The sequence below is a fragment of the Phormidium sp. CCY1219 genome, from assembly GCF_055795085.1.
Genome location: NZ_JAYFEQ010000360.1, coordinates 1 through 20,570, shown reverse-complemented (window position 1 = coordinate 20,570; position 20,570 = coordinate 1). Strand labels below are relative to the sequence as shown.

Below are 20,570 nucleotides of genomic sequence, written 5' to 3'. Positions count from 1 at the left end.
GCCACTGAACCGATGGAGAACGAGAAACACCCTCTGAAAATTTCCAGTCAATAATCATGCCAGACAATCGATTTGAAAACGAACGACAATTTCACGACGCTTGGGCAGCAACTATCGATATTGATGGAATTCGCGTTGCCGATTACTTTACCGCCTGTACCGCTCCCGAAAATCGATTTATTCTGGATAAAATGGGAGAAGTAGCCGGAAAACGCTTGTTAGATTTAGGCTGTGGGGCGGGGGAAAATAGCGTTTATTTTGCCCAACGGGGAGCTGATTGCGTGGCGGCGGATTATTCCCCAGGGATGGTAGAGGTAGCGATGCAGCTAGCGGCGAAAAATCACGTCAAAATCGAGGGAAAAATTACCAATGCGATCGCCATAGATTTTCCCGACAATACCTTTGATTTTGTCTATGCAGCTAACCTGCTGCACCATATCGGCGACCCCCATCAAGCCATTCAAGAAATGCACCGGGTTCTCAAACCCGGGGGAAAAGCTTGTTTCTGGGATCCGTTAAAGCACAATCCGATTATTAACGTTTATCGTCGCATGGCCACTGAAGTCAGAACCGAAGCAGAAATGCCCCTAGATATTAATATCGTCCACTTTGTCAGTTCCCTATTTGCACAAACCCATTACGATACCTTTTGGCTGGCCACTCTTTGGATATTTTTGCGCTTCTATTTGATTGAAAAAGTCCATCCCAACCAAGAGCGCTATTGGAAAAAGATTATTATCGAGTCAGAGCGATTAGAATCGGAATATCTAGCATTGGAAACCCTCGATAAAATTTTGAAAAAAATTCCGCTAATGAAGCGCTATGCTTGGAACTTAGCGGTAGTAGCGGTAAAATAGAAGTTGTATGGTGGGCATGCTACTGGAGTGGTAGGGTAGGCATTGTCCACCATACACTTCAATCGAGGAAAAGGGCACCGCACAGGCCACAGGTCAATCCATGAATCGCGATCGCAGTAAAAACCGCCGCTTTTTCGTCACTCCAGGGCCGATCAAACAATTGGTTTCGATGCGAACTACACCGAGTTCCACTAACTTTTGAAAATCCTTGGGTTTATCCACAGTCCAAGCTACCACATCGACCCCTCGCTCTTGACTGGCTTTAATCAAACCCGGATATTTGAGCAACAGCGGATAGGCACTCATTATCACCGTATTGCCGGCATTGGCTGCTTTCACTAATTGCGTGCGATATCCCTTGCGGGTAGAAACGATATAGCCAAAATTGAGCATATCCGCTCTTTGACGAACTCGGTCGATAAATAACGGATTAAACGAAGCCAGAATACAGCGATTTGCCCATCCCAGTTCGAGCAATAAATCCACTAATTCATCGATTTGAGTATCGGACCAAGCGCGATGAGTTTTGACTTCCAGATAGAGAAACTTTTTCAGCGATTCGATCGCAATCAGCGCTTCTTTTAACGTAGGGATTGGTTCAGCGCGATAGCGATCGCTAAACCACACCCCAGCATCCAGATCCTTCAGTTGAGCCACGGTCCTTTTTCTAACTTTGCCCAGGGTACCCGTAATCCGAGTTAAGGTGGCATCATGGAACACCACCGGTACCCCATCCGCACTCAACTGCACGTCAAACTCAATGGAATCTGCTTGATGTTCGATCGCCGCCGAAAATGCCGCCAGGGTGTTTTCCGGTGCTATGCTAGAGAAACCGCGATGGGCAATAATTTCAACTTCCACAATCTTAATCCAGTAAAATTACTCAATCATCTGCCTTAACGATACCGTTTTTTCCATGAATTGCGATCGAAATTTATCCTGGAACGACGTTCGCGAAGCCTTTCGGCAAATTTGGGGTTATGCGGATTTTCGACCCCCCCAAGGCGAAATCGTGCAAACCCTTTTGCAAGGGAAAGACGCCCTGATTGTGTTACCCACTGGTGGCGGGAAGTCCATTTGCTTTCAACTGCCCGCCATATTGCAAACCGGCATTACTCTCGTGGTGTCGCCGTTGGTGGCGTTGATGGAAAACCAAGTGCAAGAACTGCACCAGCGACAGCTTTCCGCCGCATTGTTACATGGGGAACAAGACAAACAGCAACGGCGCAAAACTCTCGCAGCAATCGAACGAAATCAATTGCGCTTGCTTTATCTGTCACCGGAAACCCTGCTGAGTCCCCCAGTTTGGGAACGCTTATCGCAACCGGAATTACCGATAAATGGTTTAATTTTGGACGAAGCCCATTGTTTGGTACAATGGGGGGATACCTTTCGACCGGCTTATCGGCGTTTGGGTGCGGTGCGTCCGGCGTTGCTGCAGTCGAAACCGGCGGGAACGAAAATGGCGATCGCTGCCTTTACCGCCACTGCAGATTCCGCCGCCCAACAGACAATCAAAAAGGTATTGCAACTGCAACAACCGCAACTATTTTTAAATAATCCCTATCGCCCGAATTTGGATTTACAAATTAAAATTGCTTGGACGCCAAAACACCGTTGGCAACAGTTAATTCAGGTGATTAAATCCCAGCGATCGCAAGCCGGGTTGGTGTACGTTCGCACCCGAAAAGATGCAGAAAAACTCGCCGCCCGCTTAGGCAAAGAAGGCTTTTCCAATCGCGCCTATCACGCCGGTTTAAGTGCCCGAGAACGTCGGGAAATCGAAAGCGCCTGGATGAGCGATCGCCTGCAATTTGTGGTCTGTACCTGCGCCTTTGGCATGGGGGTGAATAAACCCAACGTGCGGTGGGTGGTGCATTTCCAAACCCCTGCATTGCTATCGGAATATATCCAAGAAGTAGGTCGCGCCGGTCGCGATGGCAAACCCGCGATCGCGCTTTCCCTGGTTAGCGAATGTACCGGATTCCTCGATCCGGGAGACAAACAGCGACGGGAATTTTTTGCCACCCAGCAGCGATCGCAATACCAACGCGCCCGCCAACTGGCCAAAAAACTACCCCCCCAAGGCAATATCGCCGCAGTAACTCGGAAATACAAAAACGGCGCGATCGCCCTTTCTCTGCTCCACAGTACCGGCCAATTGCAATGGCGAGATCCGTTTCATTATATCATTTCCGGTCACAATTTCCCCGCCACATTGGAGAACGAAAATGCAACCAAACAAATGGCACAATTTCTCTTTACCCGCCACTGTCGCTGGCAATTCTTATTAGCAGCATTCGGCTTCTCTGACGCCGCCAAAAACATGCGTTGCGGTCATTGCGATAATTGTCGAAAAAAGCGATAACCACCGTAGGGTGCGTGACCCCCGGGACTCGGTGAGGCAATTTCACCGCTGATTGGAGGCGGGGGTCACGCACCAAAGCTTCAATTGACCCTGGTAACGAGTAAAAAAAAGAGTCCGCGTAGGCGGACTTGGTTTGGTTTGGCGCGATTTTAATCGCCCGCTTCAATCCCCCGCTATTGCTGCGGCAACAAATCCCCTTCGCGAATCAATCTTTCTATTAATTCCGGTGGTGTTGCGGAACGAAACGGACCGCAATAGCCGATTTTTTGTACCGACGAATAGGCCCAATGATTCCGGGGAACATCAGTATAAAGTGGGGGTAAAACTTCCACCCGGTCTTGCACGCAAGCGCGGACAATTTGCTCGCGCGTTACCGGGGCTTGTGCCCGAGGCGCGGACTCAGAAACCGGGGCGCTGTCTTGCGATCGCACCGGCATCGCCCATCCCGCGATCGCCATCAAACTGGTGGCTATTGCAAATATAACTCTCATCTCTATCCTCCCGATTCAATAATATACAATTGCCGGATGTTCGTTTTCTCACTTAGCGAGGTCTGGGGGGCTGGTGCGATACATAGCAGTGGCGATCGCGCCCAAAAACAGCAATCCCATCACCCCCGCCAACGGATTGTTATCCAACCCGGTAATCCAAGCCGGAACCGCGCCGGAATATTGCACCAATTGACCCACATTAATGATATAATATCCCCAAACCAAGCCGGCATGAAAGCCAATGGGTTTACCGAGACGACCCTCGCGCGATCGCTTCGCCCAACCCAAGGTCAATCCCAACAACACCAAGCCAGGAAACGCCGGAAACGTGCGAATAATTTCTTCCCAAGGCTTAATAAAATGCAGCACAGCGAAAATCGTAGCATTCGCCCCCAACGATACTCCCGGGGAATAATCGCGCTGTAACTCATCTAACAACCAGCCGCGAAATAACAATTCCTCAGCAAACCCCACCCCCAAAGCCACCAGCAACCCTTCCCCCATCACCAGGGGCAAACCGGACAGATTCGGCACCTGCCATTCCAACCATCCCAGCAGAGTTTCCAGGGTCAACAAACTCAGCAAACCGAACAAACCAAGGCCAAGTCCTCCGAAGAGGTCTTGGCCATTTTTGCGAGAGAATTCTAGCCCATAAAGGCGCAGAATCTGAGGTTGCCCGTAGACATAGCGACCCCACAACCGGGCGAGGAAAATAAACGCGGCATATAAGCCGGTCATCGCCAGAATGCCCGCCCAATTTGGGTCCGGAACGAGCCAATAAAGGGGTAAACCAATCGGACCCCAAACGGCGAGAAGCAACAGCAAGAAAAGTGCCAATCTCGCGGGCGCGGGATATTTCCCAACGCGACTCAAATAATCTTTCACGCTTCAGCGCCTTTGTTGCTACTCGTCCGGTTCGATCGTACTCGTCAGTCCGTGGGTTTTCAACGTTTCGCAATAGAACTCGGCATGTTCTTGGGCGCAAGTAATCACCAATGCGATTCCGTTGGTATGGGCTTCCATCATAATGCTGACCGCTTGGGGTTGAGTCAGACTCGACACCGTTTGCATCAGCACTTGCACCACATATTCCATCGGATTGAAGTCATCATTATGCAGCAACACGCGATAACGCGGTGCTGTTTTGCGAACAGTGGAACGTTTTTCAACGGTCTGTACGGACAAGGTTTTCCTCCTTATTATGTAATTGTACTCAGAAGATTTTAAAGCATTGAAACGTTCTGGTTTCAAAATACCTTACAAATGAATTGCCCGATCGCCAAGGAGGGAAAACCACACCCGATCGCCAGGGAGGTTTGCACCTTGACGAGACTGGCGCTGGTTTATTGTAGCTTATCCCGTACCGGAACGGCCCTCCTCAAAACCGAACAAAACGAAATGTTCGTACCCACTGCGAAACACCCCGCGATTCACCGCCCGGGCAACATCGAGATTCGCCAGTAGATAGGCATTTTCGTTAAAAATCGGGCTAGGTTGACGACCCTGTAATTCCCCCAATTCCACGAAATGGTCGAACCCACTGTTAAACCCACCGGCGCGAACGATCGCCGCCACTTCTGGATTTTCGGCCAGATAAAAATTCTCGTCAAAAGCCACATTAGGACGGCGTGCTTCAAACTGTCCGAATTGGATATAGTGACCGAATGCCGTATCAAAAACCCCCGCCGATATCGCCTCAGCGATATCGGGATTTTGCTCGCGATAAAAGTCTTCCAGAAAAAGCGTCGCGCGGCGATCGCGCCCTTCAAAAAACCCAAAATTCACGAAATGGTCGAACCCACTTTCAAACACCCCAGCCGCAACCCCCGCCGCAATATCGGGATTGTCCACCAGATACTCCCCTTCATCGAATAGGGGGGTGGGGGCTTCGCGTCCCTCCGCCTCGCCGAACACCCGAAAATGTTCCAACCCACTGGCAATGTCACCCGCCTCTACTGCTGCGGCGATATCCGGGTTTTGTGCTAAATAAAGCGACTCGTCAAAATACACCGTCAGCGGATCGAGACCCGTTTGGGAGACAAACTCGATTAGGTTTTCAAACGTTGGCGGCGGTGGCGGCGGTGGCGGTGGCCCTGGGGGAACTTCCCCTCCAGGCGGCGGAACTTCCCCTCCAGGCGGCGGTGTGGGTTCCGGCGGTGGCGGGGGCGGTGGGGGCAACGGTTGTGCGATCGCCGCCACAAACGCATCTCCCGCAATTCCTCCCGGCATTTCCGGTAAGGGATTCACCGTCGGGAAATTAACCGACGCCGTTTGTCCCGTCACATAAGCAGTTCCCGCACTATCCACCACAATTCCATTCCCCGCGTCGAACCCATTTCCTCCCAGGTAGGTTAAATAGTCGATCGCCTCTCCCGTCGCCGTCAACTTGCCCACAAACGCATCGCCACTCCCGCCAAAGGAGGGTTGTACCACAAATAAGGTAGGCAAGTCCGCAGAATTGGTCTCCCCGGTAATGTAAACATTCCCCTCCCGGTCGATCGCCATATCGTTGCCTTCTTCAAAACCACTTCCGCCCAGAAAGGTGGAAAAAATCACCGTCTCGCCACTAGGAGACAGTTTCGTGACAAAGGCATCGGATAACCCACGCAAAGACCCTTGCAAGGCATTTTCCACCGGGAAATCCCCTAACCCTTGAATCGCTTGTGGTTGTGCCGCGCGCGGGACCCCGGAGGTGCCGGCCACATACACATTTCCTGCCGGATCCACGGCGATCGCATTCCCCACATCGCGATCGCGTCCTCCCAAGAAAGAGGAGAAAATCAACTCACTGCCCTCGGGATTGAGCTTCGTCACAAACGCATCGCCGCCCCCGCTGAAACGCCGTTGAAATTCATTCACCAAGGGGTAATTATCCGCATTGGTTTGGCCGGTGATATAGATATTTTGGCCAGTATCCACCGCGATCGCATTCCCCACATCCCGACTAAATCCGCCCAAATAGGTAGAGTACAGCAACTCGCCCACCGGCGAAAACTTACTGATGAAAATATCCGATTCTTGTCCCCCTTCTCCCAGGGTATCTTGAATCGGATTTACAGTAGGGAAATTCTGGGAATTGGTTTCCCCGACAACGTAAATGTTGCCTTCTGTATCCAGGGTAATTCCATTCCCCGAATCGAATTGAGTTCCGCCTAAGTAAGTAGAGTATTCCAGAAAAGCGCCATTGGACGTCAGTCTAGTGACAAAGGCATCCACGCGATCGGCATCTTCCTCCACCTCCGGCGGCGGCAATGCAGTATTGGTAGTGGGGAAATCCGGGGAACGAGTTTGCCCGGTGATGATGGGATTGCCCCCTGCAGTAACGGCGATATCTAAGCTGTTTTCTTCACCAGTGCCCCCGAGGTAAGTAGAGTAAATGATGGAACTGCCATCGTTAGAGATTTTGGTGATAAAGGCATCAAATGCGAAGGATTCGGGATTGCTGAGAGTTTCTTGGATAGGGATTTGCGTGGGGAAATCCCGGGAAATCGTGTTGCCCGTCAGGTAAATGTTGCCCGCACCATCCAGCGCGATCGCTTCTCCCGTATCTTGCAAGTTTCCGCCTAAATAGGTGGAATATTGCAAAGTTGGATCGATGATTAGGGGATAGTCTGGATTGTATTCGGCCAGATTAAAAGCAACCGTATTATTTTCCCCGATTTGGTAAGAGGCAGAAATGGCGACCCGGGTGCCTTCGATATCTTGGTAAACCACCGGAGCAGTTTCGATTAATTCGCCCAGGGGAGTATGCAAGATAAGTGCGCCATCCTCGCGCAGGGTGATGGCCTCCGTGCCGCTATAGTTGATTTGGATTTGGTTGGGGTCAGCACCGGGGGCGACAATAAATTCGCTTTTCAGGGTGCCATCGGTGCCGCTATAAATTAAGTCAATGCCCTCGTAAAGTTGACGATAGGCGATGTTTTCATAGGTGGAAACATTATGGTAGGAGAGGGAAGAATCGGTGCCGATGAAGTTGGCGACCCCGGGGAGTTTGTCCCTACCTTCGATCGCCGGTTGGGGATTAGCACCGAGAAAGCGCTGACGCACCTCCGTAGTCAGGGGGTCGGCGTTACCTTGAGGCGCGCTGGGTGCCGAGGCGGAGAAGACCACTTCCTCCGGCGTGAAAAACAGAGTATGGCCGGCACCTTTGACCTGGAACTGCACATCAGGGTCAAATTGTCCAGCATTTGTAATAAAACTTAATGGTAAAGTCGAGAACTGGTTTTGCAGTTGCACAGAAACCGGGGAGTTGCCGGTCAGGGGATCCACGGCGATCGCATCCGCCGGGGACTCAGGAGGCACCGGCCAGCGACCTTCCCCCTGACCGTAGAGCAGCCAATGTTGCCACGCACTGTCAAACGAGCCAGTGGCAACCGCTGCGGCTACATCGGGGTAAGAGCGCAGATAAAAATCGCCATCGAACCCACCAGACGGGGGGAGATTGTCGGTGGGGTGGGAAAATAGGCGATCGCGACCCAGGGCGAGCGGGCTTACCGGATCCTCTGGAAAGTCAATGGCCGACTCCTCAACACCTAAGATGTCTTGCATGAGTTGATTTGCGCGCTTCGGATAGGGGATTGCTGCAGAAACCAGAGTAGCAGCTTTTTGCCAGAGTCGGTATTTAGGGCAAAAGGGATTGTGATTTACCCAAGGGGGAAACCCCGCGAAGGAGGATCCGTGCGTAGGTGCGATCGCCACCGCCAAACTGCCCACAGCGGGAAAAGCGCCAAAAGCCAAAGTGGAGTGTCATAAAATTTTCAAAAGCGCGAAATTCCCTCCCAGTCTAAGTCACAGAAGCGCCAGTCCCGAAGCGCAGCAAAACTTAACAAAAACTCAGCCCAGACAGAATCGGCAAGGGTATCCGGACTCTGATAGACTTTTAGACGGTTGTAGCCAGCAGATATGCGCCTAGTAAGGCAGTTGGGAGGATAAATTTCCGTGGATAATGTAATCGGCTTAGAGATTATTGAAGTAGTCGAGCAAGCGGCGATCGCCTCCGCTCGATGGATGGGTAAAGGCGACAAAAACACCGCCGACCACGTAGCGGTAGAAGCAATGCGCGAACGGATGAACAAAATCCACATGCGCGGCAGAATCGTCATCGGTGAAGGAGAGCGCGACGAAGCCCCGATGTTGTACATCGGCGAAGAAGTAGGCATCTGCACCCGCGAAGATGCCGGTCAATACTGCGAACCCGATCAGCTCACCGAAATCGATATTGCCGTTGACCCCTGCGAAGGCACCAACTTGGTCGCCTACGGACAAAACGGCTCGATGGCGGTACTCGCCATTTCCGAAAAAGGCGGACTATTCCGCGCCCCAGACTTCTACATGAAGAAACTGGCGGCCCCCGCCGTGGCCAAAAACCATGTGGATATCAATAAAACCCCCACCGAGAACCTGAAAATTATCTCGGATTGCATGAATCGTTCCATCGAGGAACTGGTGGTGGTGGTCATGGACCGGCCCCGTCACAAAGAACTGATCGAAGAAATCCGTGCCGCTGGAGCCAGGGTGCGTCTGATTAGCGATGGCGACGTCTCCGCCGCCTTGTCTTGCGCCTTCTCCGGAACCAACATTCACGCCCTGATGGGTATCGGTGCGGCACCAGAAGGCGTGATTTCCGCCGCCGCTATGCGCTGCTTGGGCGGACACTTCCAAGGTCAGCTCATTTACGACCCCGATGTGGTAAAAACCGGACTGATTGGCGAAAGCAAAGAAGGCAACATCGCTCGCCTGAAAGAAATGGGGATCGAGGATCCCGATAAAGTGTACAACGCGGAAGAATTAGCCGGTGGCGAAACCGTGCTGTTCGCCGCCTGTGGCATTACCCCCGGTACCTTGATGGAAGGCGTCCGCTTCTTCCACGGCGGCGCGCGCACTCAAGCCCTGGTGATTTCGAGTCAGTCGCAAACCGCTCGCTTTGTGGACACGGTTCACATGTTCGACCATCCGAAGAACCTGCAATTGCGTTAACCCACAAGTTGAGGCGCTGTTGCACCAGGAAGACGGAAAAAGTCAGATAAATTGGGGAATAGAGGAGTGAGTATCCCGAACGGCTCTCACACTATTTTTCCGACTTCCGCCTGTGGGGCGGACCAGACAATGCCGCCCCTCTCCGCCCTCGGAAAACAGTGGTGGAACGGCGAGAAAAGCCTGGACAGATCGTTCGGGAAATGCGGTGCAGGGTACAAATGCACCCCGGGTTGAATTAAGATACACACAAAACAACTCGATTAATTCAATCGCTCTGGACGCAATTCAATACTGGTCTTTCCAGTACAAGTACATCGCGTCAGGCTTGCAAGACTAAAAACTTCAGGGAGAAAGGATGAATATTGCAGTCGTAGGTCTTAGCCATAAGACAGCACCGGTTGAAATTCGCGAAAAGCTAAGCATTCCAGAACCGCAGACGAAAGAAGCGATCGCCCATTTATGCAGTTATCCCCATATTGAAGAAGTTGCTATCCTTAGCACCTGCAATCGCTTAGAAATTTATTTCGTCACCAGCTCCACCGACGCCGGGGTTCGAGAATTAATCCAATTTCTCTCGGAACACAGTCAGTTCCCCGTCGAGCAACTGCGCCAACATCTGTTTATTTTGCTGCAAGAAGATGCCGTCATGCATCTGATGCGCGTGGCAGCCGGTTTGGATAGCTTGGTACTCGGCGAAGGGCAAATCCTCGCTCAGGTCAAAAATACCCACAAACTGGGCCAGCAACATAAAGGCGTCGGACGCATTCTCAACCGCCTGCTCAAACAAGCCATTACCGCAGGGAAGCGGGTGCGAACCGAAACCAGCATCGGCACCGGTGCAGTCTCCATCAGCTCGGCGGCGGTGGAACTCGCCTTGGTTAAAATGCAAGATTTTGCCAGTTCTCGCGTCACCATTCTTGGCGCGGGTAAAATGTCTCGCCTGCTGGTGCAACATCTCCTGGCGAAAGGAGCCACGGAAATCTGCATCGTCAACCGCACCTTGCGACGGGCAGAAGAATTGGCGGCTAAGTTTAAAGATGTGGAACTGCAACTTCATCTGTTGTCGGATATGATGCAGGTGATTGCCGAATCGGATATTGTCTTTACCAGTACCGCCTCTAATCAACCCCTGCTCGATCGCGCGGTACTCGAATCCGGTTTAAACCCCGATCGCCAATTGATGCTGTTTGATATTTCCGTCCCGCGCAATGTGGACGGCGATGTGAACGAATTGCCCAACGTTCAAGCATTTAATGTGGATGACTTGAAAGCTGTGGTGGCTCAAAACCAAGAAAGTCGCCGCCAAATGGCAATGGAAGCGGAAGGATTGCTCGAAGAAGAGGTCGAAGCGTTTGATGTGTGGTGGCGCAGTCTGGAAACCGTGCCCACCATTAGCTGCTTGCGGCAAAAAATCGAAACCATTCGCGAACAAGAGTTAGAAAAAGCTCTGTCTCGCTTGGGATCGGAATTTGCTGAAAAACATCAAGAGGTGATTGAAGCCCTCACGCGCGGGATCGTTAATAAGATTTTACACGACCCAATGGTGCAATTGCGGGCGCAGCAAGATATTGAGGCGCGCCGTCAAGCAATGGAAACGTTACGAGTGCTGTTTAATCTGGAGTCGGATCAGCGCTCCGGTCAACAGTACAGCTAACGCGACCATTCGCGATCGCCCGCTCTTTCCTTCTCTTTCGGATTTAAAACATCTAAATTGCACATTTTTTGCCGGAGAGTCGGGAAACAGAAGGTCGGAAAATCGGAAAATATTCTTTTTCGTTCGCCGCCGCTGTTTTGTTTCTCGACTCTTCGGCTCCTATTTTTCGGAGTCCAGGGAGCCAAGCCACTCCACCTCTATCCTCCCGAGGAGGGGATAAAAATCATTGGGAAAATAAGCAAAGAAAATGTATCGAAGCCCTCGCACTCGGGCGTTGAACCTGCCAGCGAGCTAAAATTAAAACTCTACAGTCTAAACTCTATTATTCTAAAATTGCTATGCAAAAAGGGTTGTGGCAAAGCGCCTTGCCGGCGATCGCGGTGATTCTGGGTCTGTGGATCGGCATAGAGCTATTCGCCCGCATCACCACCGAAAGCCTCTGGTTTGCCGAAGTAGGCTACTCAGACGTATTTTGGCTGCGGATCGGAACCCGCTTTGCCTTACTGCTGCTGGGACTCCTGATGACCGGCGGCTTTCTCGGCGCAAATCTCCTCCTCGCGTCTCGGCTCAAGTATGGGAAATTAGGACTACTCAGCCGCAGTTTCCCCCAACAACCCCAAGGACAAGACCGATGGAAGCGCCAAATTAGCTATCCCATTCCCAACCCCCCCTTCCCCACCCCCAATCCCGCCACCGCCGTGCGCCTGGAAACCCTATTGGCGCTGCTGGCACTCTTGGGACTCCTGGTGGGGGCGATCGTGATTTACTACGGGCAAGTCGCAGCAGAATATTGGCAACCCAACTCTTGGATGTTGGTGGATTCTCCCTCCATCCCAGTAGGATTTGGCATTAAATCCGGAGAAGAAGTCTTTCAGCAGGCGTCCGCAAGCTGGTGGCAAATGGGACTGCTGCTGCTGTTGACGGTGGTGGTGATGATAGAACCGCGCGTGCTCTACGCGATCGCCGCCTTACTCAGTTTGGGCTTCGGATCCATCCTCTCCGGTCAGTGGGCCAAAGTGCTGGTCTTTTTCCATCCCAGCGCCTTTAATCTCACCGACCCCGTATTTCACCGAGACATTGGCTTTTATATCTTCACCTTTCCCCTGTGGGAATTACTAGAATTTTGGCTAATTGGGGTATTGTTATTCGCCCTATGCGCCTCGGGAATCGTCTATCTCGTCTCCGGAAATAGCATCAGCGAAGGTCGATTTCCCGGCTTTTCCGAAGCCCAATTGCGCCACCTACATGGTTTGGGCGCTGCTACGATGTTGGCGATCGCCCTGCGCTATTGGCTGCTGCGCTATCAACTACTTTATTCAGCTGCCGGCGTCACCTATGGGGCCAGTTATACCGAAGCCAATGCCGAACTCTGGATGGATACCGGCTTGAGCCTCCTCGCCGCCGCGATCGCCCTGTTTCTCCTCTTCCAACTCAGAGGAGGCAAACGCGAACCCCAAGAACTCGGGCGCGTTCTGCAGATATTAGGTGTATATATCTCCCTGGTGGCGATCGGCGGCTACCTGATCCCCGGCGCAGTACAGCGCTTTATCGTCCAACCCAACGAACTCGAACGGGAACGCCCTTACATCGAACGCAGCATCGCCTTTACTCGCCAAGCGTTCGACCTCGCCCGCATCGATGTCCGAATCTTTAACCCCCAAGATACCCTCACCTACGAGGATATCCTGGAAAATGACCTCACTATCCGCAATATCCGCCTCTGGGATAGCCGCCCCCTCCTGCAAACCAATCGTCAACTCCAGCAAATTCGCCTTTACTACAAATTTCCCGACGCCGACATCGATCGCTATACCCTGAAAAAAGCCGACCCGGAACCCAACGAACCCCCCACGGAACGCCAGCAAGTCATCCTCGCCGCCCGCGAACTGGACTACAGCGCCGTTCCCGCCGAAGCCCAAACCTGGATTAACCAACACCTGGTTTATACTCACGGCTACGGCTTTACCCTCAGCCCCGTGAATACTGTCGGTCCGGGCGGCTTACCCGATTATTTCGTCCGGGATATCGGCATAGACCCCTCTAGCGTTATCGAAAGTACCTTACGCACCACAGAGGATCGGATTCGCGCCAGCATTCCCATCGGTCATCCCCGCCTTTACTACGGCGAAATTACCGATACTTACGTCATGGCCCCCAGCAAGGTGAAAGAACTGGACTATCCCAGTGGCGATGAAAATGTTTACAATACCTACGACGGGAACGGTGGGATTCCCATCGGCGCTTGGTGGCGTCGCTTGAGCTTTGCCAAATACTTAAATAATTGGCAAATGTTATTTACGGATAATTTTACCCCGGACACCAAGTTGTTATTCCGCCGGGATATCAAACAGCGCATTCAAGCGATCGCGCCATTCCTGAAATTCGATAGCGACCCCTATCTGGTGGTGGCCAATACCCGATTATACAACCCTGGCGTCTCTCCCTCCACCCAATCTTCCCCCTCCGACGATACCTTCCTCTACTGGATCGTCGATGCCTATACCACTAGCGATCGCTACCCCTATTCCGAACCCGGTCCGGACAAATTTAACTACATCCGCAACTCGGTCAAAGTCGTCGTGGATGCCTACAATGGTGACGTGGATTTCTACATCGCCGACCCCTCGGACCCCATTATCAATACCTGGAACGCTATTTTTCCCAACCTGCTCAAACCCATCGACACCATGCCGGTGACGCTTCGCAGTCACATTCGCTATCCGGTGGATTTCTTTAATATCCAATCCGAACGCTTGCTCACCTACCACATGACCGATACCCAAGTCTTCTATAACCGAGAAGACCAATGGCGGGTTCCAAACGAAATCTATGCCAGCGAACGCCAACCCGTGGAACCTTACTATCTGATTATGAAACTTCCCACGGAAACCTCAGAAGAATTTATTCTGCTGCACCCCTTTACGCCGAAAAGTCGCAACAACTTAATTGCATGGTTGGCGGGTCGTTCCGATGGCATTAATTATGGCAAACTTTTGCTCTACCAGTTCCCCAAACAAGAACTAGTCTACGGACCAGAGCAAATTGAAGCGCGCATCAATCAAGACCCGATTATTTCCCAGCAAATCTCTCTGTGGAATCGCCAAGGGTCTCGCGCGATTCAAGGCAATTTGTTAGTCATTCCTATCGAACAGTCTTTGCTCTATGTCGAACCGCTTTACATCGAAGCCGAAGAAAATAGTCTGCCCATTTTAGCTCGGGTCATTGTTGCCTATGAAAATCAAATCGTGATGGCAGAAACTCTCAATATGGCTTTGAAAGCCATATTTCAACAAGAGGCACGCGAAAATACCACATCGCCGACTATCATTCGACCTCTCGAACAACCCTCTATTCCCCTAGATGAACCGCTTTTAGATTTACAATAAGTTTAGGGAAAATTGCAGGGAAAAAGGTTGGCCTCGTTCCCAGAATTATTGCTCTGGGAACTGAGCCAAACTACCGCCAACGCCAACAAAATTCGTTCACACCTGCTATAAATAGGTTGAATATTTGGCTTGATTGATTGCAATAAATAGGGTTTATTATTATAGCACAAATGAAGGAAAAAGTCAATCCCACAGTTGTGATTACAGGGGCATCCACCGGCATTGGCAAAACTTGCGCGATCGCACTGGATGAATTAGGCTATCAAGTATTTGCAGGCGTTCGCAAGTGGGAAGATGCAGACGCATTAAAACAACTCGCGTCCGAACGATTGACCCCCGTGATTATCGATATCTGCGATCGCCAAACCCTGGAAACCGCTTGCCAAAAAGTGCGCGAAACCGTAGGCGATCGCGGTTTAGATGCCTTAATCAACAATGCCGGCATTGCCATTGCTTCCCCATTAGAATTCATTCCCATCGAAGAACTCAGAAAGCAGTTAGATGTCAACGTTTGCGGACAAATTGCCACCACCCAGGTGTTTTTGCCATTACTACGCCAAGCGCGAGGACGAATCGTGAATATGGGGTCAGTTTCCGGCAAAATTGCCTTTCCCTTTCTCGGCCCTTATTGTGCCTCAAAATTTGCCCTAGAAGCCTTAACCGATTCGTTGCGAATGGAGTTGCAACCTTGGGGCATTGCGGTTAGCCTCATCGAACCGGCAAGCATCAATACCCCGATTTGGCATAAATCATTAACGGCGGCGGAGAAAATTATCGATACCCTCCCCAATCCCACCGAATTCAAACGCCTGTATGGAGAAATGGTGGAAAACATAAAAGCAAATATGTTTGCATCGGAAACCACGGGGATTGCACCCGAACATGTAGCAAAAGCCGCAATCCATGCGATCGCTTCCCCCAAACCAAAAACCCGCTATTTAGTAGGGGAGGGCATTTACGTGAAAGCCGCGATCGCCCGGTTCCCGGATCGGTTCAAAGATTGGCTAATCTCCCGTAAAATGGGGCTGCATCCCAAGTGAAAGCGGAGGTGATAGTCGCCAAAACTTGCCCCATAGGAGGCGCATCGAAAATTTCCTCTACCGACTCTAAAATAGGATAAACTAGCAGCAACAACTCACGAGCTAGGCAAATCCATGAGTGTTTTGAGAAAAAAAGTCCGCCACCTAATTCATCAACTGTATTGGCAAGTCGAGCAAATGTCTGATGAGGATTTACAACAAGTCCGGAATGTGGTAGAAAGTCTTTATTACGACCTGTACGTGCTGCGGGCAATTCAGGAAGCCCAGAGCAATCTGACCCCGGGAGATAGCCTCACCCGTGAAGCGGCCATAAAATTTTTGGAGTTGCTATGATAATCTCTAATCACTCAAACATCCCTGCTGTCTAGTCAGAGAGGGGAAACTTTTGCCATCCGTGCTTCTCGACGTGCGCTACACTCGGTCGTTTCTTCGCGATCTAAACCGCTTAAAGCCCCCAAACTTTGAGCGGGTCTATGAGTTCGTCTTCCATAAATTCGTGCATCTCGATCGCCTCCAAGACTTGCCAGACCTCCATCAGTTGGGTTCCAGTCCGATTTTTTATCGGTTTCGCTTCGACAATTACCTGATTGCCATCGAGGTCATCGGTCACGTAGTCAAGTTCCTTCGCATTCTCCCCATTCCCGAGGTGGGAGACGCCTATAAGTGAATGAGTAGTTACAAAGGAATTGATGCGGCGCGATAGTCCTCATTCGCCGGCACGATTGTGTCTATACTGCCGGGAAAATGCTTCCCACAGACAATAGCATTCCACCTCTCTTTTGTAAACTTGTGGTTAGTGAAAACAAGATAAGTTGAGAAATCGTATGGATGCTGCTGCACTCTGGCAACGCTATCAAAACTGGCTCTACTATCACGAAGGGCTACAATTCTATCTCGATGTCAGTCGGATGCGATTCGATGAAGGATTCGTCGAATCCATGAAGCCGAAATTCGAGAAAGCCTTTAAAGACATGGAAGCCTTAGAAGAAGGAGCGATCGCCAATCCCGACGAAAACCGGATGGTGGGGCACTATTGGTTGCGAAACCCGGATCTGGCCCCCAATGCCGAACTCAAAAAAGATATCGTCGAAAACCTCGAACATATCGAAGCCTGGACCAAAAAAGTCCACAGTGGAGAGATCCATCCCCCAGAAGCGTCCAAATTCACCGACATCCTCTCCATTGGCATTGGCGGATCCGCCCTCGGGCCGGAATTTGTGGCAGAAGCCCTCGCCGCCGATTTTCCCCCGATGGCGATTCACTTTATCGACAACACCGACCCTGCCGGCATCGACGCCCTCCTCGAAAAGCTCAAAGACCGGCTGATTACCACCCTCGTCTTGGTGATTTCCAAATCCGGCACCACCCCAGACACGCGCAACGGCGCGATCGAAGTAGAAAACGCCTTTGCCCGTCAGGGATTGAACTTCGCCAAACATGCCGTCGCCATCACCGGCGACAACAGTGCCCTGTACAAACAAGCCAAATCCGAAGGCTGGATCGACACCTTCCCCATGCACGACTGGGTAGGAGGACGCACCTCAGAAATGTCCGCCGTCGGCTTAGTCCCCGCCGCATTGCAGGGAATTGACATTCGCGCCATGTTAGCCGGTGCCAAGGAAATGGACGATGCCACCCGCATTTCGGACATCAAACAAAACCCCGCCGCCCTCCTGGCGCTCTCCTGGTATTTTGTCGGCAACGGGCGCGGCGAAAAAGACATGGTAGTGCTACCGTACAAAGATTCCCTATTGCTATTCAGTCGTTACTTGCAGCAATTGGTGATGGAGTCTTTGGGGAAAGAGAAAGACCTCGACGGCAATATCGTACATCAAGGCATTGCGGTGTATGGGAATAAAGGATCCACGGATCAGCACGCTTACGTGCAGCAACTGCGCGAAGGGGTGCCGAATTTCTTTTTGACATTGATTGAGGTATTGCACGATCGCCACGGAGAGTCGCCCGAAATCGATACTGGAGTGACGACGGGGGATTATTTAATGGGGTTTCTCTACGGGACTCGCAAAGCAATTTACGATAACCAGCGCGATTCGATTACCCTGACGATTCCGGAAGTGAATCCGCGCACCGTGGGGGCATTAATCGCGCTTTACGATCGCGCCGTGGGATTCTATGCTTCCCTGACCAATATTAATGCCTATCACCAACCCGGTGTAGAGGCGGGGAAAAAGGCAGCAGCGGCAATTTTGGACCTGCAAAAGCGCGTGGTGCAGGTGGTGAAAAGCGAAGGAAAACCCTTGTCTCTAGAAGCCTTGGCGCAGAAAGCCCAGGCGAGCGATCGCGTGGAAACCATTTATCACATCTTGCGCCATCTCGATGCCAATCAGCGAGAGGTCAGCTTATCGGGCAACTTGGCACAACCCGCCAGTTTAATGGTCTCTCCCCGGTAAGGTAGCTTCCCCTGAAGCGGGAATTGACTTAGGCTAGAAGTTATGGACGCCACTGCGGTGGAACCCGGGAGAAGTCAAATGGGAGACCATAGGAGGATTGGATTTCACGTTTGGCTGCTTACGGCAACCCCATCGGTGGCGTCTGCATTCAGTAAGCTTGCACTCTGCCCCCCATGCCCTTGACGATTCTTGTTGTTGATGATGATTTTGCAATTCGTCTGTCGATCTGCCATTATCTGGAGGAGTCTGGCTATTCGGTGATTAGCGCCGTTAATGGTCAAGAGGCGCTGTTGAAAGTGGAGGAATATCAACCCCACTTGATGGTCACTGACATCATCATGCCGGAAATGGACGGCTACGATCTGGTGAAGTGCATTCGCCAAAAACCGGCCTTGCGCTTGTTGCCGGTGATTTTTTTGACCGCGCGCGCCTCAACCCGGGAACGGATTTTAGGGTATCAGCTTGGGTGTGACGTTTATTTGCCCAAGCCGTTTGAATTGGAAGAGTTGGGGGCAGTGATTCGCAATCTATTGGAGCGATCGCAGCTTATCCAAGCCCAGTGGCGTTTCTCGCGGCGAGATGAACCACACTCACCCCCGAAAAATGGGAATGGGGAGCGATCGCCATTGCAGGTCGGCCCTCCCCCAACCGCCGAACCATCCTCCTGTACCGGAGAGTCGGGGCCTCGGTCCATTCCCCTCACCGATCGCGAACGAGAGGTGTTGGATTTACTCTCTACGGGTCTTTCTAACGCTCAAATCGGCGATCGTCTCCACCTGAGTCCGCGCACCGTGGAAAAATATGTCAGCGCCCTGTTTAGAAAAACTGACACCACCAATCGCGCCGAATTAGTTCGCTTCGCCATGAAGCATCATATGGTCGAATAATCCCACTCTCGTGGCGGATGGCAAATTGCGGTTTCACCCTTTGCCTTTCCTCAGTTGGGTTTCGCGGTTTCCGATTGCCCTTGCATCACAAAATCCAACACTCCCTCGCAGGCGTCTACTAGCAAATCGATGACTCGGTTGAATCCCTGGGGACCGCCATAATACGGATCGGGCACTTCTTTGAGCTGGTGGTGTCGGCAAAAGTCACACATCATGCGGACTTTTTGTCTGTATTTCTGCTGGGGATCTAGGGCGAGAATATCGGCGTAGTTTTCCCGATCCATTGCCAGGATTAAATCGAAGTTCTCAAAATCGGATTTTTGAAAGCGCCGCGCTTGTCCGATGAAGGTCATGCCCCGTTTTTTGGCAGCTTCCACCATGCGCGGATCCGGCGGACTCCCCAGATGATAGCTGGATGTGCCGGCAGAGTCGCAGATAATTTTATCTTGTAGGTTTCTTTGCCGGATTTGGTCATTCATTATGTTTTCTGCTGCCGGAGTGCGGCAGATGTTACCAAGGCAGACAAACAACAGTTTATAAGGCATCGCTGATTTTTTCCCTGGTTGTGTGGTGAATTGCACTTCTGTGGTTTTCTAGATTCCCCCGGGTTGCCGTTTCTCAGAACGGTAACGCCAATGGAGGCGTGGTTTCCCGCTTCAGGGTGGGGATGGGGTGAATTGTAATATTTTTTTCGTCAGCAGGCCGCATGCTCGCGATCGCGATCGGGTAGGATAGAAGATGTTATTGTAGGACGAATTGTCGGTTGCCTCCTACGGGAGATTTCTGGTAACGGGTTTGTCCCCTCGAGGTTTTTCCCAATTAAATAGCTGGCGTTTTTGTCAAGGGATGGATGCCTTGCAAAACAGCGCCAGCTATGCGATCGCTCGCCCATTTCCGCTGTTGGGAAATGGGCGAGGCAATCGAAATTAGAGACCCGGAATATTCAGTCCGCCCGTCAATTGTTCCATCCGTTCGCGCATGGTGGTGGTGGATTGGGTGTAAGCTTCTTTCATTGCCACGCTCACCAACTCTGAAAGTACCTCAGCTCCTTCACCCAGGGCATCTGGAGAAATCTCCACCCGACGGGGTTCTTGGTTGCCACTCATCACCACTTTCACCAAACCGCCGCCAGCTTCTCCAGTGACTTCGAGTTCGTCTAATTCTTCCTGAAGCTGTTTGGCACCTTCTTGTACTTGTTGTGCTTTTTTGAATGCTTCAGTCAGTTCTTTCATTTTTCCTAGACTGAAGCCAAATCCCTGTCCTTTTGCCATAACGGGTTAACTCTGTATGGGTTAAACTATAATTCTCAATTTTTGCAATTTGTTGCCGGATTGCAAAGTGCTACGCAACTTCTGTGTGGAGTTCCACCGAAGGGCGATCGCAGTTTTTCCGCGATCTCCAGCGCGAACTTTATCCGGGCTGTTTGACTACTCTGCGTGAATCACGCGACGGAGATTCCCCGGAGGGATTTTAGAACTTCCGACAAGTCGGACTCATAGG

Annotated in this window: 17 protein-coding genes; 10 read left to right on the top strand and 7 right to left on the bottom strand. The window is 51.5% G+C overall.

The features are described 5' to 3' along the window. Positions 1-56: 56 nt before the first annotated feature. Positions 57-857, top strand: a complete 801-nt coding sequence (locus tag AC0QH1_RS06960) for a class I SAM-dependent methyltransferase (protein ID WP_324630256.1) — start codon at positions 57-59, stop codon at positions 855-857. 93 nt (positions 858-950) lie between these two features. Here AC0QH1_RS06960 and AC0QH1_RS06955 read toward each other — a convergent pair whose 3' ends face one another. Next, positions 951-1,718 (bottom strand): glycerophosphodiester phosphodiesterase, encoded by a 768-nt coding sequence (locus tag AC0QH1_RS06955; protein ID WP_324630254.1) that lies wholly within the window; start codon positions 1,716-1,718, stop codon positions 951-953. A gap of 55 nt (positions 1,719-1,773) precedes the next feature. Between AC0QH1_RS06955 and AC0QH1_RS06950 the strand changes: the two genes are divergently transcribed. Then, positions 1,774-3,225 (top strand): RecQ family ATP-dependent DNA helicase, encoded by a 1,452-nt coding sequence (locus AC0QH1_RS06950; protein WP_324630253.1) that lies wholly within the window; start codon positions 1,774-1,776, stop codon positions 3,223-3,225. Positions 3,226-3,398: 173 nt separating this feature from the next. Here AC0QH1_RS06950 and AC0QH1_RS06945 read toward each other — a convergent pair whose 3' ends face one another. The 4 genes from AC0QH1_RS06945 to AC0QH1_RS06930 all read right to left on the bottom strand — a co-directional run bounded on the left by AC0QH1_RS06945 (position 3,399) and on the right by AC0QH1_RS06930 (position 8,264). Continuing rightward, the gene (locus AC0QH1_RS06945; protein WP_324630252.1) at positions 3,399-3,716 is read right to left on the bottom strand and encodes an S-layer protein; all 318 of its coding nucleotides are present in this window, start codon (positions 3,714-3,716) and stop codon (positions 3,399-3,401) included. A gap of 48 nt (positions 3,717-3,764) precedes the next feature. Beyond that, positions 3,765-4,601, bottom strand: coding sequence for a CPBP family intramembrane glutamic endopeptidase (locus tag AC0QH1_RS06940; RefSeq protein WP_324630251.1), 837 nt, complete (start codon positions 4,599-4,601; stop codon positions 3,765-3,767). An 18-nt stretch (positions 4,602-4,619) separates the two neighbouring features. After that, complete coding sequence (clpS, locus tag AC0QH1_RS06935; RefSeq protein WP_324630250.1) at positions 4,620-4,901, bottom strand: ATP-dependent Clp protease adapter ClpS; 282 nt, start codon at positions 4,899-4,901, stop codon at positions 4,620-4,622. Positions 4,902-5,069: 168 nt separating this feature from the next. After that, entirely contained in the window at positions 5,070-8,264 is a 3,195-nt protein-coding gene (locus AC0QH1_RS06930; RefSeq protein ID WP_324630249.1) for a DUF7948 domain-containing protein, read from the bottom strand. Between the two features lie 390 nt (positions 8,265-8,654). Between AC0QH1_RS06930 and glpX the strand changes: the two genes are divergently transcribed. The 8 genes from glpX (at position 8,655) to AC0QH1_RS06890 (ending at position 19,070) form a co-directional block, all read left to right on the top strand. After that, on the top strand, positions 8,655-9,692 hold the full coding sequence (gene glpX, locus AC0QH1_RS06925; protein ID WP_324630248.1) for a class II fructose-bisphosphatase: 1,038 nt from the start codon (positions 8,655-8,657) through the stop codon (positions 9,690-9,692). Between the two features lie 355 nt (positions 9,693-10,047). Next, positions 10,048-11,346 carry a glutamyl-tRNA reductase gene (locus AC0QH1_RS06920; RefSeq protein ID WP_324630246.1) on the top strand — a complete coding sequence of 433 codons (1,299 nt, stop codon included), beginning with the start codon at positions 10,048-10,050 and terminating at the stop codon, positions 11,344-11,346. Between the two features lie 338 nt (positions 11,347-11,684). Beyond that, complete coding sequence (locus AC0QH1_RS06915; RefSeq protein ID WP_324630244.1) at positions 11,685-14,732, top strand: UPF0182 family protein; 3,048 nt, start codon at positions 11,685-11,687, stop codon at positions 14,730-14,732. A gap of 170 nt (positions 14,733-14,902) precedes the next feature. Next, positions 14,903-15,772 (top strand): SDR family oxidoreductase, encoded by an 870-nt coding sequence (locus AC0QH1_RS06910; RefSeq protein ID WP_324630243.1) that lies wholly within the window; start codon positions 14,903-14,905, stop codon positions 15,770-15,772. Between the two features lie 114 nt (positions 15,773-15,886). Beyond that, positions 15,887-16,105, top strand: a complete 219-nt coding sequence (locus AC0QH1_RS06905) for a hypothetical protein (protein WP_324630242.1) — start codon at positions 15,887-15,889, stop codon at positions 16,103-16,105. A gap of 61 nt (positions 16,106-16,166) precedes the next feature. Next, positions 16,167-16,439 (top strand): cytotoxic translational repressor of toxin-antitoxin stability system, encoded by a 273-nt coding sequence (locus AC0QH1_RS06900; protein ID WP_324630265.1) that lies wholly within the window; start codon positions 16,167-16,169, stop codon positions 16,437-16,439. A gap of 157 nt (positions 16,440-16,596) precedes the next feature. Then, complete coding sequence (locus tag AC0QH1_RS06895) at positions 16,597-18,183, top strand: glucose-6-phosphate isomerase (protein WP_324630240.1); 1,587 nt, start codon at positions 16,597-16,599, stop codon at positions 18,181-18,183. Between the two features lie 173 nt (positions 18,184-18,356). Next, positions 18,357-19,070, top strand: a complete 714-nt coding sequence (locus tag AC0QH1_RS06890) for a response regulator transcription factor (RefSeq protein WP_324630239.1) — start codon at positions 18,357-18,359, stop codon at positions 19,068-19,070. A gap of 50 nt (positions 19,071-19,120) precedes the next feature. Here the strand turns inward: AC0QH1_RS06890 and AC0QH1_RS06885 are convergent, their stop codons facing one another. Next, positions 19,121-19,615, bottom strand: coding sequence for a low molecular weight protein-tyrosine-phosphatase (locus tag AC0QH1_RS06885; RefSeq protein ID WP_324630238.1), 495 nt, complete (start codon positions 19,613-19,615; stop codon positions 19,121-19,123). 381 nt (positions 19,616-19,996) lie between these two features. Then, positions 19,997-20,341 (bottom strand): YbaB/EbfC family nucleoid-associated protein, encoded by a 345-nt coding sequence (locus AC0QH1_RS06880; RefSeq protein ID WP_324630237.1) that lies wholly within the window; start codon positions 20,339-20,341, stop codon positions 19,997-19,999. Positions 20,342-20,570 lie beyond the last annotated feature (229 nt).

What these genes read in the sequence shown, in the direction of transcription:
- AC0QH1_RS06960 (WP_324630256.1), top strand. Translation starts at nt 57, where the DNA reads ATGCCAGACAATCGATTTGAAAACGAACGACAATTTCACGACGCTTGG.
- AC0QH1_RS06950 (WP_324630253.1), top strand. Translation starts at nt 1,774, where the DNA reads ATGAATTGCGATCGAAATTTATCCTGGAACGACGTTCGCGAAGCCTTT.
- AC0QH1_RS06945 (WP_324630252.1), bottom strand. Translation starts at nt 3,716, where the DNA reads ATGAGAGTTATATTTGCAATAGCCACCAGTTTGATGGCGATCGCGGGA.
- AC0QH1_RS06930 (WP_324630249.1), bottom strand. Translation starts at nt 8,264, where the DNA reads ATGCAAGACATCTTAGGTGTTGAGGAGTCGGCCATTGACTTTCCAGAG.
- AC0QH1_RS06920 (WP_324630246.1), top strand. Translation starts at nt 10,048, where the DNA reads ATGAATATTGCAGTCGTAGGTCTTAGCCATAAGACAGCACCGGTTGAA.
- AC0QH1_RS06915 (WP_324630244.1), top strand. Translation starts at nt 11,685, where the DNA reads ATGCAAAAAGGGTTGTGGCAAAGCGCCTTGCCGGCGATCGCGGTGATT.
- AC0QH1_RS06910 (WP_324630243.1), top strand. Translation starts at nt 14,903, where the DNA reads ATGAAGGAAAAAGTCAATCCCACAGTTGTGATTACAGGGGCATCCACC.
- AC0QH1_RS06905 (WP_324630242.1), top strand. Translation starts at nt 15,887, where the DNA reads ATGAGTGTTTTGAGAAAAAAAGTCCGCCACCTAATTCATCAACTGTAT.
- AC0QH1_RS06895 (WP_324630240.1), top strand. Translation starts at nt 16,597, where the DNA reads ATGGATGCTGCTGCACTCTGGCAACGCTATCAAAACTGGCTCTACTAT.
- AC0QH1_RS06890 (WP_324630239.1), top strand. Translation starts at nt 18,357, where the DNA reads ATGCCCTTGACGATTCTTGTTGTTGATGATGATTTTGCAATTCGTCTG.
- AC0QH1_RS06885 (WP_324630238.1), bottom strand. Translation starts at nt 19,615, where the DNA reads ATGCCTTATAAACTGTTGTTTGTCTGCCTTGGTAACATCTGCCGCACT.
- AC0QH1_RS06880 (WP_324630237.1), bottom strand. Translation starts at nt 20,341, where the DNA reads ATGGCAAAAGGACAGGGATTTGGCTTCAGTCTAGGAAAAATGAAAGAA.